This is a genomic window from uncultured Friedmanniella sp., from assembly GCF_964244285.1.
Taxonomy (GTDB): domain Bacteria; phylum Actinomycetota; class Actinomycetes; order Propionibacteriales; family Propionibacteriaceae; genus Microlunatus.
This window is the reverse complement of the sequence record NZ_CAXTHT010000002.1, coordinates 724,421-739,939: the sequence shown is the minus strand read 5'-3', so window position 1 is coordinate 739,939 and position 15,519 is coordinate 724,421. Positions and strand designations below refer to the sequence as shown.

Sequence of the window (15,519 nt, the reverse complement as noted above, 5' to 3'; positions counted from 1 at the left end):
GCGCCGGTCACCTGGTTCACTGCCAGGGTGAACGAGACACCGGTGCTGTCGGGCACCCCCGTCCAGCCGACCGCCGCGGCCGGGCGGGAGACCCACGGCGACCTCGAGCCGCACGCCCGCGGACTGGCCGACCGGCTGAACGGGCTCCGCGCCGGCGTGCTGGGAGCCAACGACGGCATCGTGTCGGTGGCGGCGCTGGCCGTCGGGGTCGCCGGCGCCACCCCACAGCTCGCGCCGGTGCTCACCGCCGGTCTCGCCGGGCTGGTCGGCGGGGCCGTGTCGATGGCTCTGGGCGAGTACGTGTCGGTGAGCAGCCAGCGCGACAGCGAGCGGGCGCTCATCGTCCTTGAGGCGGCCGAGCTGGCGGCGACGCCGGAGGCCGAGCTGGACGAGCTGACCGAGCTCTACGCCGCCCGCGGGCTGAGCCCGGCCACCGCCAGGCTGGTGGCTGAGGAGCTGACGGCGCGCGACGCGCTCGCCGCCCACCTGGACGCCGAGCTGGGCATCGACCCCGACCACCTCGTCGACCCGTGGCGCGCGGCCCGGGCCTCGGCCGCGGCCTTCGTCCTGGGCGGGCTGCTGCCCCTGCTGGCGGTACTGCTGCTGCCGCTGGAGGCCAGGGTCGCGGGCACGGCCGCGGTCGTGTTGCTCGCGCTCGCCGGGACCGGCGCGGCCGGAGCCCGGCTGGGCGGCAGCACCGCGCTCCGGCCCACGCTTCGGGTGGTGCTGGGCGGCGCGCTCGCCCTCGCCGCCACCTACGCCCTCGGCCGGCTCCTCGGCACCACCGTGCTGGGCTGACGGGCCTGGCCTGGGGATCGGCCGCGGGATCGGCCGCGGGGGCGGTGGCCGCGGGGACGCTTGCCCGGACCGGGCACCCTGGTCCCATGCCGAGTGCGTTCGCCCGCCCCCTCAGAGCCGCCGTGGTCATGCTGGTCCTGCTCGGCATCCTCTGGGTGCTCGAGCTGGTGGACCAGGCCAGCGGCAACGCGCTCGACCAGTACGGGATCCACGCCCGCGAGCTGGACGGGCTGCCCGAGATCTTCACCGCGCCCTTCCTGCACGCCGGCTACGCGCACCTGGTGAGCAACTCCGTGCCGTTCCTGGTGCTGGGCTTCCTGGTGCTGTTGGGCGGAGCCGTCCGCTGGCTGGTGTCGTCCCTGGTCTCGATCGTGAGCTCCGGGCTCGTCGCCTGGCTGCTGACTCCGGCCAACACGATCGTGCTGGGGGCCAGCGGGCTGATCTTCGGCTGGCTGACCTACCTGCTCGCCCGAGGGCTGTGGTCGAGGCGGCCGGGGCAGGTGGTGCTGGCGGTCCTGGTGCTGCTGGTCTACGGCAGCCTGATCTGGGGCGTGCTGCCCGGAGCGGCCGGGATCAGCTGGCAGGCCCACCTCGGCGGCGCGGCCGGCGGGGTGCTCGCGGCCTGGCGGCTGCACCGGCGTGCGGACCTGGGCCCGACCGTTCGGCGGCGTTACTCGTCGGCGTCCTCGTAGGAACCGTCCTGCTCGTCGGCCCCTTCGCTGAGCAGGGCGGTCAGCTCCTCCAACGCCTGTCGGGCGCGCCGCACGTCGTCGGGGTCCAGCCCGGGCCGAGTGGGCGTGACCTCGGCGAAGAAGTGCTCGAGATCGGCAGCTGTCCGGGACGCCCGCGGCCACCCGAAGGTGCCGGCGGAACCGACCACCTGGTGCGCGGCGGCGAGGGCGGCCACGCGTTGCGGCTCGAGCAGCTCGCCACCTTCAGCCGCCCGCACGGCTTCGTCGATCACCGAGGATCGGGCGAGGTTGGCCTGTGCAGCAGACTTCGCGAGACCACGGAGCACCGCGGCGACCGCGTCGACGCGCTCCTCGGGTGAGGGGACGGACAAGCACGCTCCTTCCGCTACCACCCGAGCAGTTGGGCCACCTCCGCCGACAGGGTCATCGGATCGAAGGGCTTGCCTATTACACCCGAAGCAGGCAGATCTTTCCACTCCTCGCGGCTGTCACCACCGACCTTGGCGGTCAGGAAGATGACGGGGATGTCCTGCGTCCTCGCCTGCGCCCGGAGCTCGACCAGCGTGCTGGGCCCGTCCTGACCCGGCATCATCACGTCCAGGAGCAGAGCGTCGGGCAGCTCGCGGGCGGCCACCTCGAGCGCCTCGGCTCCGGAGGCGGCCGTCAGCACCTCCCAGCCGCCCACCATCTCCAGTGCCGCCTTGGCCACCTCCCGCAGCAACGGGTCGTCGTCGACGACCAGAACCCGTCGGACCATCGACCGACCCCCCTTCCCCGCACGCAGCGGCGTTGTCGGGCGGGTGGCCGGGGCTGTGCGCACCTGGGCGACGTCAGTCATGCTAGCGGGCCCCGGATGGTAGCGTCACGGGCATGGGGAGCCAAGTGCACCTCCAAGATCCGGGGGCTTGGCGATACCGAACTCAGAGCGTGGCCACGGTGCTGGCGGTGCTCCTCCTCGCGCTGCTGTTGTTCAGTAGCCTCCCGGCCGACATCCGACGGATCGGTAGCGGTGTCGGACTGATCGCGGTGGGGCTGAACGCTGCTCTGGCCTGCCGGCGTCGCGCGCTGATCCCCGTTCAGGCTCCCTCCCCCAGCGCCGGCCTGGAGCCGACGGACCGGACGCGGAACAACCCGAACCGCCGCCGGCGCCGCGCCTGGACGCTGTGGTCCTTGGCCTGCGTCTCGGGTGCCGTGAGCAACCTCGGCCTGATGCTCACCGGCGCCGAGGCGGTGCGGCGGACCGTCGCCCCGAGCGACATCGCCCTGCTGCTGACCTTCGTCCTCGCCACGGCCGGAATGGTGAGCTTCCCGCGGATCCGTCGCCGCGGCGCCGACCTCGCCCGGATGCTGCTCGACGGGGTCGTGATCGGCGGGTCGATCCTCGCAGTGGTCATCATGCAGATCGGCACCGCACTGTCGGGGGTGAACGCGGCGAACTACGCCGTCAACCTCGCCACCCCGATCCTCGACGTGGTGGTGGCCACCCTGGCCATCCTGCTGTTCACCCGCAGCGCTCCCGCCGACCGCTTCACCCTCGGTGCAGGCGCCCTGGGGTTCATCCTCTTCGCCGTCTCCGACCTCCTCTACGCAACGACCCTGCTCACCGCCGGGCACTTCTCGCTGGGGACGCCGACCGACCTCGGTTGGCTGGCGGGCTACTTGCTGATGGCCTGGGGCGTCCGGCACCCACGAGCCCTGACGGCTTCGCGCCACGCCAGCACCACCGAGACCTCGCCGGTGAGCGGCACCGCCACCGTGATGTCGATCTTTCTCGGCGGGGCGCTGATCGGTCTGGTCGTGCTCCGCGGCTCCGAGATCAGCGTGGCCACCGCCGCGTTGTGGGTCGTGGTGCTGCTGGCCCTGCTGGGCCGTCAGTTCTTCCTGGTGGTCGACAACGAGCAGCTCCGGCGCACGCTCGAGCAGCGGGTGGTCGAGCGGACCCGCTCGCTGCGCCAGGTCACCCGACGCAGCGACCTCGTGGTCTCCTCCGTGGGTGACGGCATCTACGGCGTGGACCGCTTCGGGCTGATCACCTTCGTCAACCCCGCTGCGGCGACGGCACTGGGCTATGAGTCCGTCGAGCTGATCGGGCACGACGCGTACCGGACCTTCCACTCCCCGGCCGCCGTCGACGTCGCCTACCTGGGCGAGGACTCCTACCTCGCCCAGGCGATCCGCGACGGCGTGATGACCAGCGGCCAGGAGGACACCTACCTCCGCGCCGACGGCCGTGAGATCCCGGTCGAGGTGACCGCCACCCCGCTGAGCGACGACGGCACCACGCTGGGGGCCGTGGTGGTCTTCCGCGACGTCACCCAGCGCCGCGAGGTGGACCGGCTGAAGAACGAGTTCGTGTCGATGGTGAGCCACGAGCTGCGGACCCCGCTGACCGCGATCCGCGGCTCGCTGGGTCTGCTGGCCGGCGGCGCGCTCGGCCCGCTGACCCCGACGGCCACGCGGATGGTGGACATCGCCCTGGTCAGCAGCGACCGCCTGACCAGGCTGATCAACGAGATCCTCGACCTCGAGCGGATGGAGGCGGGCGGGCTGCCGCTGGAGCTGGGCACCTACCCCGCGCTCGCGCTGATCGACACCGCGATGGGCCAGGCCTCCGTGCTGGCCCACGAGGCCGGGGTGAACGTCCGCGTCGTCCGGACCGACGGCGAGGTGGTTGCCGATGCCGACCGGGTGGTGCAGACACTGCTGAACCTGCTGGGCAACGCCATCAAGTTCTCCGAGCCGGGCCAGGAGGTCACCGTCCAGTCGGCGGTCCGCGGCCGGTTCGTCGAGTTCGAGGTGTCCGACACCGGGCGCGGCATCCCCGAGGACAAGCTGGAGACCGTCTTCGCCCGTTTCCAGCAGGTCGACTCCTCCGACGCCCGCGAGAAGGGCGGCTCCGGTCTGGGACTGGCCATCAGCCGCAGCCTGGTCGAGCGCCTGGGCGGGCGGATCTGGGCCGAGAACAACAGCGCAGGCGGGGCGGTCTTCCGCTTCACCCTGCCCGTCCCGGTGCGCACCGAGCCCGGTCCGGCCCCTGCCGCGCCGAGCACGCCGGCCGGGAACGCCGTCGCCGTCGATGGCGACCTCGACGACGACGACGGAGACGACGACCCGTTCGACGACCGCGCCCTCGAGGCCCAACCCGCCGAGTCCGCCCACTGACGGCCCGGTCGAGGCTGACCCTCCGTCCCCACCCGCGAGCCACCATCGATGTCGAGCAGCCGCTCGGACACCCCCCAACGCCTCCGGAGGAACCTCACCCGTGTCGACCCCGCACGCCCCGACGAGCGGCCCCGTGATCCGGCTCAGCCACGGCCACGGACACGGCCCGACGACGCTCGCCGCCTTCGACGCCGCCCTGCTGTCGGCCGGCGTGGCGGACTTCAACCTGCTGCGGCTCAGCTCGGTCATCCCGCCCGGCGCCCGCGTCGAGGTGGTGACCCCGGACGGCCAGATCCGGGGTGAGCACGGCGACCTGCTCTACTGCGTCTACGCCTGCGCCACCGCCGACCGACCGGGCACCCACGCGTGGGCCGGCATCGCCTGGGCGCTCCGGCCGGACGGGTCGGGCGCCGGGCTGTTCGTGGAGCACCAGGCCGACAGCCGGACCGGCCTCGAGGCTGCCCTCAGCGCCACCCTCGGCGCGATGGTGACGTCGCGGCCGGAGGCCTACCAGGAGTCGGGCCGGGTGCTCGCCGACGTGCGATGTACCGACCTGCCCGCGGCGGCCGTCGTGGTCGCGAGCTACCGGACCGTCGGCTGGGGCGACCCGCCGCCCCCCGCGCGGTCGAATCCTCTCGCGGCGACGACGGGCGGTGCCCGGTGAAGCGTCGCCAGCAGGTCGCGCAGTCCACCGAGCTCGGCGAGCGGGGGGCCTGGTGCTTCACCCTCGAGCTCGTCGTCGAACCCGAGCTGGTGCTGGTGTTCTGGGAGCTGTACGAGGCGGCCTTCGGCGGGCTGCGCACCCGCTCGATGGCTCGGCAGGTGCTGACCGAGGAGGAGTTCGGTGCCCAGATGGTCAACCCGGACGTCCGCAAGTACGTGGCCTGGACGGCCGACGGCGATCCGGTGGGCATGTGCGTGGTGACCACGGACCTCACCACGGTGCCGTGGATCAGTGCCGAGTACTTCGCGGCCCGCTATCCGGAGCACTGGGAGAGACGTGCGATCTGGTACATCACCTTCCTGCTCGCCCACCCGACCCAGCGCCACAGCCGCTTCCTCGACCACATCGTCGATGTCGGGGTCGGCGAGCTCGTGGAGGAGGGAGCGATCTGCGCGTACGACATGTGCGCCTACAACGACGCCGAGCTGGGACTGAGCCGACGCGTCGCCGAAAGCTTCCGGCGGACCACCGGCGCGGTCTCGGTGCCCTCCGACGTGCAGAGCTACTACACCGTGGACTTCTCCTCTCCGGCGGCCCCGGAAGCAGCAGACCCCACCCCGGCGTCGCCCGCCGCGGCCCGGCTGGGCAACGAGGTGGTCCAGATCGGCCCTGCCGACGCCGCCGCACAGAGAACGATGGGTACCGTATGAGCATGCCGAACGGGTCCCCAGCTGCGGAGTCGCCGCCCGAGCCGGGTCGGGTCGCGGTCGTGATCGAGGACGACGCCGACATCCGCAACCTGTTGCAGGCCATCCTGGAGCAGGCGGGCTTCAGCACCCACGCCTGCGAGGACGGCGCCGTCGGCATCGAGGCCATCCGCACGTACCAGCCCATCCTGACCACCCTGGACATCAGCCTGCCGGGCATCGACGGCTTCGAGGTCGCGCGTCAGATCCGGAGCTTCAGCACCACCTACATCATCATGCTGTCAGCCCGCGACGAGGAGATCGACACCCTGATGGGCCTCGACGCCGGGGCTGACGACTACCTCACCAAGCCCTTCCGGCCCCGGGAGCTCCGGGCCCGGATCGAGGCGATGCTGCGGCGCTACCACGCCTCCACCGCCGAGCAGGAGGCACCGCCGCCCACACCGGTCGGCACGGTGGTACCGGCGCCAGCTGGGACCGCGGAGACCGCGGACACCGCCGCCGTCGAACCCGAGGAACCGGGTTGGCTCAGCCACAACGGCCTGCGGATCAACGAGGAGATGTGGCTCTGCGACGTGGACGGCTCGCCGGTGGAGCTCACCCGCAGCGAGTTCGACCTGCTGCTCGCCATCATGCAGGGCGCCCGTCGGGTCATCTCGAAGGAGAGCCTCGCGCTGGAGCTCCGCGGCGACTACGCCACGACCGGCTACGTCTCCGACTCCGACAAGCGGGCCGTCGAGGTACACATGGCCAACCTGCGCCGCAAGCTGAACGACCCCGTCGGCTCCCCTCGCTTCATCGAGACCGTCCGCGGTGTCGGCTACCGGCTGGCCGACGCCAGGCGCGCTGCGCGTCGCTGACCCACCCGGGTCAGGAGCCGACGGTCCCCAGCTCCCGACGGGCCGTCTCGGCCTGCTCGAGCAGCTGAGCCAGCAGCCCGTCGATCTCGGCGGGGCCGGCTGAGGTCAGGACCGAACGCAGTCGCCGGACCGCGGCCGACAGTTCGGCCCGTCCCACCATCGTGCTGCTCGACTCGAGGCTGAGCAGGGCCACGTGCGCGGGCTCGAGCTGAGCGGTGAGGACCAGCTTCTCGATCTTGGCCAGCCGTCCGTCCAACAGGTCCAGGAAGTCCCGCCGGAAGCGGTCCATCATGTCCTGCTCCTGGCTGGTCATGTCCCAGCGGCGGGAGGGGGGAGCTTTCGGCTCCTGCGTCATCAGGTCGCTCCCGGGCCGGACCCGCAGACCGGGGCGCGGCCACTGCTGAGGCGGACGCGCCCCGGAACGCCTGGCGTCCCCCGGGACGCACTGGGAGTCGAGAAGGAGCCCAGGAGCTGGACCGGGCTCCTTCCGGACGGCCGCCGGACGCGAGACAGAGTTCCCCCCGAAACCTGCCCCGGCGACGACCACCTCTGGGAGGACGCGGCCTCGGATCCCCGCCACGTCATGTGCCCGATCCCGGGACCGAGCCGGGCTGCGACGCGCTACGGCGGCCACCGACCTGACGGTCTGCCGTGGTAGTCATCTGCAGTCCTCCTCGCGCAAGGTCAGGGCCATCGTGAGGCCCCGACGCCAGGACCCCCCGATCCCGACAGCGATGATCCTGCTCCGCCGGTCTCTGGGCGTCGACAGGATTGGACAAAGCCAACCTCAGGATCTGCTCAGGATCACCTGAGGAACCCCATCCGCGAACGGGCCCGGAGACGAAAGCACGGGCTCGGAAGCACTCGTGCCTCCCACCCGTGGGTAGGAGGCACGTGCTTTCCCGAGTGCGACGTACGCCGGCGCGGTACGCTCTCTCCCCCAAGAGGAGAACGTCTTTCGGCTCCGGATCCCCGAACGTCTACTGACACATTTGCCCTTTCACGGGACCTCTGTCGACAACTTGTCCACTTCTGGCCATGTCCAATACAGGACATCGACCCATCCGATCACCCGACGAGCAACGTACGGATGTCCTCCGCGGTCAGCGCCGTGCCGGCCATGCCGTCCTCGCCGAGGACCGAGTCGAACAGCTCGCTCTTACGGGCCTTGAGCTCCATCACCTTCTCCTCGATGGTGTCGGTGGACACCATCCGGTAGACCAGCACCGTCTTGGTCTGCCCGATCCGGTGTGCGCGGTCGACCGCCTGGGCCTCCGCCGCCGGGTTCCACCAGGGATCGAGCAGGAAGCAGTAGTCGGCCTCGGTCAGGTTGAGCCCGAACCCGCCCGCCTTGAGGCTGATCAGGAAGACCGGCGCCGCACCGTCACGGAACCGCTGCACCACGCGGTCCCGGTTCCGGGTCCGGCCGTCGAGGTAGGCGTAGTCGATCCCCGCCGTCTCCAGCCGCTGCCGCACCCGGCCGAGTAGACCGGTGAACTGGCTGAAGACCAGCGCCTGGTGCCCCTCGGCCACCAGCTCGGTGAGTTGGTCCACCAGCAGCTCGATCTTCGCCGACGGCACGCCCGCGTGCGCCGGGTCGACCAGGGAGGCGTCCAGGCTGAGCTGGCGGAGCAGCGTCAACGAGGCCAGGATCGTGAAGCGGTTGGCGTCGACGTCCTCGATCAGCCCGAGCACCTTCTGCCGCTCCCGCTGCAGGTGGGTCTGGTACAGCCGCAGGTGTCGCGGCGCCAGCACGACGTCGACGACCTGCTCGGACTTCGCCGGCAGCTCCGGGGCCACGCTCTCCTTGGTCCGCCGGAGCACGAGCGGCCGGATCCGGCGGCGCAGCTGGTCGAGCTTCGCGCGGTCGCCGCCACGCTCGATGGGCCGACGGTAGAACTCGCTGAAGCGGTCCGGGTCGGGAAAGAGGCCGGGCGCGGTCAGCGAGAGCAGCGCCCACAGGTCCATCAGGTTGTTCTCCAGCGGCGTCCCGGTGACGGCCAGGGTGAACGGGGCCGCCACCCGGCGCGCGCTGGCGTAGGTCTTGGCCCGGTGGTTCTTGACGAACTGGGCCTCGTCGAGGACGAGGCCGCCCCAGGTCTGGCCGGCCCAGACCTCGACGTCGATCCGCAGCAGGGCGTAGGAGGTGACCACGAGGTCGGCCCCGGCCGCCAGCTCGGCCACCGACGGCCCCCCGGCGCGGCTGCGCTTCACCTCCGACTCGCTCACCACCGCCACGCGGAGCGAGGGCGCGAAGGTCGCAGCCTCGCGCTTCCAGTTGGACACGACGCTGGTCGGCGCGACGACGAGGAACGGTCCGGTTGACCCGGGGTCCGCCGGTCCGGGGTGAGCCGCGTCCCTGGCCCGGGCGTGGCAGACCAGCGCGAGCGCCTGCAGCGTCTTGCCCAGCCCCATGTCATCGGCCAGGACGCCGCCCAGCCCGTGCGACCACAGGTGGTGCAGCCAGCGGTACCCCTCGACCTGGTAGGGCCGCAGCTCTGCCCGGAGCGTGTCCGGCACCGGAACCGGTTCGACCGGCGTTGCCGCGCCCAGACCCCGGACCGCGCTCGTCCATCGGGCGGAGGACTCGAGCACCGAGCCCAGCTCGACCAGGTCCTCCCAGAGGCTGACCGAGGAGCGGCTGATCCGCAGCTCACCCGCCCCCGCATCGGCCACCGTCGCGTCGGTCAGGGCCTGGGACTCCTTGATCAGCTCGCGCAGCCGGCGCAGCTCGGGTCGGTCGAGGCTGAAGTAGACGCCGGTCTCCAGCACGAGGTACTCCTCGTCGCGGATCAGGGCGACGAAGAGCTGGTCGAACGGCACCGCCTCGCCCTCGAGCGACACCTCGATGTGCAGGTCGAACCAGTCGGCGGACCCGTCCCGCTCGACCGCGGCGACCGCGACCGCGGGCTCGGCCTCGCTGCGGCGGTAGTCCACGACCTGACCGGCCAGCACGACCGCCACCCCGGCCAGCTCCAGCGCCGGCAGCGCCTCGTCGAGGAAGGTGAGGGCCGCGGACCCGGCGAACACCGCCCTGACGACCGGCTTCGGGGCTCTGGCCGGCCAGCCCGTCCCGGACGCGGCAGCGACCAGCTCGGCCTCCGCGCTGAGGTCGCGACCAGGGCTCGGCCGGCGGGGACCGTCCAGAGGGAAGCTCTGGACGCCGTCGTCCCGGTCGTAGCGCGCCGACCAGGTCAGCTCGACCCGCGGTCCGGGCGCAAAGGCGACGGTGAGCTCCAGCGTCGGCGCGACGTAGCGGGGCAGGTCCACGGACCCGTCGACGGAGGTGACCGACACCGCGTGCCGCAGCTCGGGGACGAACTCGGCGAGGAAGCGGCTCTCGTCACCGGCCGGCACCACCAACGGACGCGCCTCGACGACGAGCTGGCGGAGCTCACGGCTCAGCATCGACCCCAGCCGCGCCACCACCAGCTCCTCGACCCCGTCCGCGGCCGGGGACACCGTGAAGACCCCGTGCGCCGGCTCGCCCAGCACCCCGACCGCGGGCAGCTCGAGACGATGCTCACCGACGACGACCCGGGGGCCGACGAGCAGCCCGGCCGCACCGGAGCGACGGACGTCGAGGCTCACGGACGCGGGGTGCGCCGCCCGGAGCGGGCCACGTAGCGGCTTGGCGGCCAGCAGGTCGACACCGACGCCTCCGGCCTGCTCGAGCAGGGACCAGAAGGCGCTCGTGACGGTGCCGAGCGAGAGCCAGGGGGTGCGAGGCAGCGCGTAGCGGGCGCCGGCCCCGGCGGCGGCCCGGAACTGCAGCAGCAGCTCGCGGTGCTCGGGCAGGTAGGTCGAGGTGACGTGGTCGAGGTCTTCCCAGGAGATGCCGCTGCGGACCCAGCCGCCGCCGCGGCCGGGCCGGGTCGGGCGGACCCGCAGGTCCTGACGGCCGGCGTAGCCACGGAACGCGGGGATCCGCTCGACCTCGAACTCGAGCGCGAGCGGCAGGGCGGCGGTGGCGGGCTCGACCCGGGGGGCCGCGAGCAGCCGGGTCAGCGCCTTCTCCCACTCCGGCCGCTCGATCCGCTGCCGGACCGACGCGGTGTGCCGGGCCACGATCAGCACCGCCGCGGCGTGCTTGCAGTCCAGCGCGACCGGGCAGGTGCACTGGCTGCGGTACACGGTGGTGGCACCGGACCGGGAGGGGGCCAGCTGGACCGTCACCTCGTACGCGTCCCGGTAGGTGCCCCGCACCTGGCCGGTCACGGTGAGGGACTCCTCGTCCAGCGCGACCTCGCCGACGTGGCCGGAGCGGGCGTACACCATCCCCCGGGCAAAGGCCCCGCTGCCGACCATGGCCCGGATCTCGTCGTTGCCCAGCAGGTCGTCCCAGGACGGGGAACCCGCGGCAGCCGGGACTTCGGAGGACGACACGCGACGATGCTAACCGCGGCCACCGACGGTTCCGCCGAGCGCGGGCGACCCCGCGGCGACCGCGTCCGGGCCGGGTGCGAGAGTGAGACGGACGGCGTACCTCGCCGCATCTCAGCACCCGCCACGGGCGGGAGAATCGAGACGGAGGACCGATGAGCGAAGCACCCAGCGAAGGCGCAGCAGACCTCGAGGGCCCGGCCGACGGCGGCGCCGACGGCATCACCGGCATCCAGGACGGCGGAGCCGACGGAGGCGCCGACGGCGCAGCCGAGGGCCCCGCTGACGGCGGAGCCGATGGCACCCCGGGCGTTCAGGACGGCGGAGCCGACGGAGGCGCGGATGGCGGCGCCGACGGTGGAGCCGAAGGCCCTGCTGACGGCGGAGCCGACGGCACACCCGGCGTCCAGGACGGCGGTGCCGATGGTGGCGCCGACGGCGGTGCGGACGGTGGGGCCGAGGGTCCTGCCGACGGCGGAGCCGACGGCACACCCGGCGTCCAGGACGGCGGAGCCGACGGCGGGGCGGGCTAGTCAGACCTTGACCACCCCGCACCACGACGGTGTGCCCAGCCCCCGGGCTGGGCACACCGTGCCGTCTCCCGTTCTCCCCCGACTGATCTCGGTCGATGCCGCGAGCTTCGCGACCGCCTACTGGGGCCGGCAGCCGTTGCTCTCCACCGCGGCTCAGCTACCTCTGGCCTTCGACGACCTGCTCAGCGCCGACACCATCGACGAGCTGGTGTCCGAACGCGGACTGCGGACCCCGTTCCTGCGGGTCGCCAAGAGCGGCACCACGCTGGCCGAGCGCAGCTTCACCGCCCCGGGTGGCGTCGGGGCCGGCATCACCGACCAGGTCAGCGACGACAAGCTCGTCGGCCTCTTCGCCGACGGCGCCACGATGGTGCTGCAGGCGCTGCACCGGGTCTGGCCCCCGATCCTGCAGCTCTGCCAGCAGCTGGCCGGCGAGCTGGGGCACCCGGTCCAGGCCAACGCCTACGTGACACCGCCCCAGAACCAGGGTTTCAGCAACCACTACGACGTGCACGACGTCTTCGTGCTGCAGATCGAGGGCGAGAAGCGCTGGCGCATCCACGCCCCGGTGCACGAGTCGCCGCTGCGCGACCAGCCCTGGACCGACCGACGGTCGGCCGTGACCGCCCGGGCCGCCGAGGAGCCGCTGCTCGAGGCGGTGCTGCGGCCGGGTGACTGTCTCTACCTGCCCCGTGGCTACCTGCACGCCGCCACGGCCCTCGGCGGCGTCAGCACGCACCTGACGATCGGCGTCCACACCTGGACCCGCTACGCCCTGGCCGAGCAGCTGGTGGCCCAGGCGCTGCGGACGGTAGCCGGGGACCCGACCATCCGGCAGTCACTGGCCCTTGCGATCGACCTGGACGAACCGACGGAACTGCGCGCCGAGACCGGCGCCGTCCGAGCCGCCCTGGTGGCCGCGCTCGAGCGGACCGACCTCGAGCAGGCCACGTCGGTGCTGCGGGCCGGCAGCCGTGGCAGTCAGCGTGCCGCGCCCGTCGGTCCGCTCGCCCAGCTGCGGACCGCCGAGAGCCTCGACGACGGCACGGTGCTGGTGCTCCGGGAACACCTCGCCGCCACTCTCGACCAGACGGGCACCCGCACGGTGCTGCGCAGCCGGGCCGGTGACCTGCCCGTCGCCGAGGAGGACCTGCCGGCGGTGAAGGCGCTGCTGGACTCGGGCCGGGCCGTCGTGGCCGACCTCGGGGCCGATCTCGCCCGGCGGCTGATCTTCGCCGGGGTGCTGACCGGGCCGCCGACTGCGACGGAGTGACTCGTTGGTGATCCGCTGCGCGGACGCCGCAGGCCGCCGGGCCGACCCGCTCGCCGGCACCGCTCCCCCGGCGGACCGCTGGCTGCTGCTGGAGCACCCGGGGCCATGGCCGGTGGACGCCCTCGCCGGCGCGGGTATCGACGCGGAGCTGCTCGCCGACCTGACCGGGACCGCCGCGCGTGGCCGGGCGCGGATCCTGCTGGTCCGACGGCCCGGGCGGACCGCTCGACCCGACTCGCGCCGCTGGCTGCTGGTCAGCACCGGTGCCGCGACCGTCGCCGGTCACTGGACCACGGGTGCGGACCTCCGTGGTGCGCTGGCCGCACTGAGGGTGCCGCCGGTTCCGGCGACCTCCTCGGGGACCGCCGAGCCCGTGCTGCTGGTGTGCGCCCACGGCCTGCACGACACCTGCTGCGCGGTCCGCGGCCGACCGGTGGCGGCAGCGCTGGCCCTACGGTGGCCGGAGCTGGTCTGGGAGTGCAGCCACGTCGGCGGTGACCGCTTCGCGCCGAACGTGGTGGTGCTACCGGACGGCTTCTACTACGGCGGCCTGGACCCGGCCGACGCGGTCGAGGTGGTGGCCGCGCACCTCGGGGGCCGGGTGAGTGCCAAGGCGCTCCGGGGCGCCGCCCGCTACCCGCCCGCCCAGCAGGCGGCGGTGGTCGCGGCCTTCGCGCGGTACGGCCCCCTGCCCGCCGCAGGGGTGGCCGTCACGGGGGCCCGGCACGAGGGCGGGTACGGCACCACCGACTCGCGGACGTTCGTCGAGCTGGCGGTCCGTGGGGTGGCCGGCCCGGTCCGGGCCGAGGTGGTCGCCCGTCGCCGGCCGCCGGCGCAGCTGACCTGCCGGGCGGCGTATGAGACCGTCGCCACCGAGTACCGCGTCGAACGCCTCGGCTGAGGCCCGAGACCTGGCGGGCCAGAACAGCAGAATGGGCCGGTCAGCGTCTCCGCCGTCCGACCCACCTACCACTGGAAACGCTGTTCGATCCCCCGATTGTCCCCTCGTCACCAGTCGTCAACAGGCGAAAGGCTACGGGACCGTAGGCCTCGTGCACAGAGGAAACAGCGCAAGTGTCCTCATTAGGACATGTCCTCATGAGGACATGATTGACCGATGGCGACCGCAGGCCGCGGCTCGGTACTTTCGGCAGGAGTGTCGAGGAGATGGTCCCCCGAGCGTCCTCTCGACACTCCCACGCGCTGCCTGCGCCGCACCAGGGACTTTGGACCCGACCTCAGAGCCGGACCCGGAGGATCTTGTCGTCGTGCGGGCCGGGGCTGGTGCGTCCGTCGGTGTTGCTCGTGGTCACCCAGAGCGACCCGTCAGGAGCGTGCACCACGTTGCGGATCCGGCCGTGGTCACGGGCGAAGTAGGCCTTCGGCTTGCCCGCCGAAGTGCCGTCCAGCGCGACCGCGAACAGGCACTGCCCCTGCAGCGCACCCACGAAGGCCGTCGACCGTGTGATCGCCAGACCGGACGGTGAGCAGCTGCTCGTGGGCGACCAGGTGGCGGCCGGTGACCGGTACCGGTCGTCGTCGGAGCGGCCCTCGACCACCGGCCATCCGTAGTTTCCGCCGCGCCGGATCACGTTGAGCTCGTCGGACTTCTTCTCACCGAACTCGGTGGCCCAGAGCCGGCCGGCGGCGTCGAAGGCCAGGCCCTCGATGTTGCGGTGACCGTAGGACCACGTCCGGTTGCCGAAGGGGTTGCTCGGCGCCGCCCGTCCGTCGGTCCGGATGCGCAGCACCTTGCCCGCCAGGGAGGACGTGTCCTGGGCGAGGGCGGACCGCTCGGCGTCGCCGGTGGAGACGAACAGTGTCCCGTCGGGGGCGAAGAGCAACCGGCCGCCGTGATGGTGGGTGCTGGTCGGGATGCCGGTGAGCACCGCGCGCGGCCTGCCCACCCGCCCGCCGGCCACGCTCAGCCGGACCACCCGGTTGTCGGAGCTGCTCGTCACGTACGCGAACAGTGTGTCCGGGTCGCCGGGAGCCAGCGCCAGCCCGAGCAGGCCGCCCTCACCCAGACCGGACGGCGCGACGACGCCCCGGACCGTACCGAGGGTGGTCGTCCGCCCCTTGGGGGTCACCCGCAGCAGCCGGGCGGTCCCCCGCTCGCCCACCAGGGCGTCCCCCGAGGGCAGGAAGACGATCCCCCACGGGACCTCCAGGTCGTCCGCCACCGTGTCCGCCAGCTCCGGCTTCGGCGGGCCCGAGGGGGACGGGCTGCTGGCCGAGGGGCTGGGCGACGGGCTCGCCGAGCTCCTTGCCGGGGTGGGCGAGGCGGGACCGGTCGGGCTGGCGCTGCTGGACGAAGGGCTGGTCGACGCCGGGCCGGGCTGCGTGGCGGTCGCCGCCGGGTCGCTGCCGGTCGATGCCGCGTCCGTGCAGCCGGTCAGTCCGCCGAGAGCGAGCCCGGAGGCACCGAGAAGGAGCTGACGGCGGTT

Annotated in this window: 15 protein-coding genes; 10 read left to right on the top strand and 5 right to left on the bottom strand. The window is 72.9% G+C overall.

Annotation, left to right across the window (positions count from 1 at the left end):
* The first annotated feature begins 27 nt into the window (after positions 1 to 27).
* Positions 28 to 798: a VIT1/CCC1 transporter family protein gene (locus ACFE7W_RS07800; RefSeq protein WP_375424176.1), complete on the top strand. Its 771-nt coding sequence runs from the start codon at positions 28 to 30 to the stop codon at positions 796 to 798.
* Positions 799 to 926: 128 nt separating this feature from the next.
* Positions 927 to 1,490: a rhomboid family intramembrane serine protease gene (locus tag ACFE7W_RS07795; RefSeq protein WP_375424233.1), complete on the top strand. Its 564-nt coding sequence runs from the start codon at positions 927 to 929 to the stop codon at positions 1,488 to 1,490.
* Here the strand turns inward: ACFE7W_RS07795 and ACFE7W_RS07790 are convergent.
* Positions 1,469 to 1,861, bottom strand: a complete 393-nt coding sequence (locus ACFE7W_RS07790) for an Hpt domain-containing protein (RefSeq protein ID WP_375424175.1) — start codon at positions 1,859 to 1,861, stop codon at positions 1,469 to 1,471. The two genes, ACFE7W_RS07795 and ACFE7W_RS07790, sit on opposite strands and share 22 nt — an antisense overlap.
* Positions 1,862 to 1,875: 14 nt before the next feature.
* Entirely contained in the window at positions 1,876 to 2,247 is a 372-nt protein-coding gene (locus tag ACFE7W_RS07785) for a response regulator (RefSeq protein WP_375424174.1), read from the bottom strand.
* Between the two features lie 170 nt (positions 2,248 to 2,417).
* Here ACFE7W_RS07785 and ACFE7W_RS07780 point away from each other — a divergent pair, with 170 nt between their 5' ends.
* From ACFE7W_RS07780 to ACFE7W_RS07765, 4 genes are all read left to right on the top strand, one after another.
* Entirely contained in the window at positions 2,418 to 4,652 is a 2,235-nt protein-coding gene (locus tag ACFE7W_RS07780; protein WP_375424173.1) for a sensor histidine kinase, read from the top strand.
* A gap of 100 nt (positions 4,653 to 4,752) precedes the next feature.
* Entirely contained in the window at positions 4,753 to 5,316 is a 564-nt protein-coding gene (locus ACFE7W_RS07775) for a pyruvoyl-dependent arginine decarboxylase (RefSeq protein ID WP_375424172.1), read from the top strand.
* Positions 5,313 to 6,026, top strand: coding sequence for a hypothetical protein (locus ACFE7W_RS07770; protein WP_375424171.1), 714 nt, complete (start codon positions 5,313 to 5,315; stop codon positions 6,024 to 6,026). The genes ACFE7W_RS07775 and ACFE7W_RS07770 overlap by 4 nt, the downstream gene beginning before the upstream one ends.
* A 2-nt stretch (positions 6,027 to 6,028) precedes the next feature.
* Entirely contained in the window at positions 6,029 to 6,883 is an 855-nt protein-coding gene (locus ACFE7W_RS07765; RefSeq protein WP_375424170.1) for a response regulator transcription factor, read from the top strand.
* 10 nt (positions 6,884 to 6,893) lie between these two features.
* On the opposite strand, the gene ACFE7W_RS07760 is transcribed toward ACFE7W_RS07765, so the two are convergent.
* Positions 6,894 to 7,238, bottom strand: a complete 345-nt coding sequence (locus tag ACFE7W_RS07760) for a hypothetical protein (protein ID WP_375424169.1) — start codon at positions 7,236 to 7,238, stop codon at positions 6,894 to 6,896.
* Positions 7,239 to 7,951: 713 nt separating this feature from the next.
* On the bottom strand, positions 7,952 to 11,269 hold the full coding sequence (locus ACFE7W_RS07755; RefSeq protein ID WP_375424168.1) for an SNF2-related protein: 3,318 nt from the start codon (positions 11,267 to 11,269) through the stop codon (positions 7,952 to 7,954).
* A 152-nt stretch (positions 11,270 to 11,421) separates the two neighbouring features.
* On the opposite strand from ACFE7W_RS07755, the gene ACFE7W_RS07750 reads away from it, so the two are divergent.
* Genes ACFE7W_RS07750 through ACFE7W_RS07740 form a run of 3 tightly spaced genes read left to right on the top strand, consistent with a single transcriptional unit; the run spans position 11,422 to position 13,973 of the window.
* On the top strand, positions 11,422 to 11,799 hold the full coding sequence (locus ACFE7W_RS07750; RefSeq protein ID WP_375424167.1) for a hypothetical protein: 378 nt from the start codon (positions 11,422 to 11,424) through the stop codon (positions 11,797 to 11,799).
* Positions 11,800 to 11,806: 7 nt separating this feature from the next.
* Positions 11,807 to 13,072 carry a cupin domain-containing protein gene (locus ACFE7W_RS07745; protein WP_375424166.1) on the top strand — a complete coding sequence of 422 codons (1,266 nt, stop codon included), beginning with the start codon at positions 11,807 to 11,809 and terminating at the stop codon, positions 13,070 to 13,072.
* 7 nt (positions 13,073 to 13,079) lie between these two features.
* Positions 13,080 to 13,973, top strand: a complete 894-nt coding sequence (locus tag ACFE7W_RS07740; protein WP_375424232.1) for a sucrase ferredoxin — start codon at positions 13,080 to 13,082, stop codon at positions 13,971 to 13,973.
* Between the two features lie 337 nt (positions 13,974 to 14,310).
* Here ACFE7W_RS07740 and ACFE7W_RS07735 read toward each other — a convergent pair whose 3' ends face one another.
* Positions 14,311 to 15,255 (bottom strand): PQQ-dependent sugar dehydrogenase, encoded by a 945-nt coding sequence (locus ACFE7W_RS07735; protein ID WP_375424165.1) that lies wholly within the window; start codon positions 15,253 to 15,255, stop codon positions 14,311 to 14,313.
* 1 nt (position 15,256) lies between these two features.
* On the opposite strand from ACFE7W_RS07735, the gene ACFE7W_RS07730 reads away from it, so the two are divergent.
* Positions 15,257 to 15,511 (top strand): hypothetical protein, encoded by a 255-nt coding sequence (locus ACFE7W_RS07730; RefSeq protein ID WP_375424164.1) that lies wholly within the window; start codon positions 15,257 to 15,259, stop codon positions 15,509 to 15,511.
* Positions 15,512 to 15,519 lie beyond the last annotated feature (8 nt).

Coding starts and splice junctions, on each gene's coding strand:
- ACFE7W_RS07795 (WP_375424233.1), top strand. CDS start 927: ATGCTGGTCCTGCTCGGCATCCTCTGGGTGCTCGAGCTGGTGGACCAG.
- ACFE7W_RS07785 (WP_375424174.1), bottom strand. CDS start 2,247: ATGGTCCGACGGGTTCTGGTCGTCGACGACGACCCGTTGCTGCGGGAG.
- ACFE7W_RS07765 (WP_375424170.1), top strand. CDS start 6,029: ATGCCGAACGGGTCCCCAGCTGCGGAGTCGCCGCCCGAGCCGGGTCGG.
- ACFE7W_RS07760 (WP_375424169.1), bottom strand. CDS start 7,238: ATGACGCAGGAGCCGAAAGCTCCCCCCTCCCGCCGCTGGGACATGACC.
- ACFE7W_RS07750 (WP_375424167.1), top strand. CDS start 11,422: ATGAGCGAAGCACCCAGCGAAGGCGCAGCAGACCTCGAGGGCCCGGCC.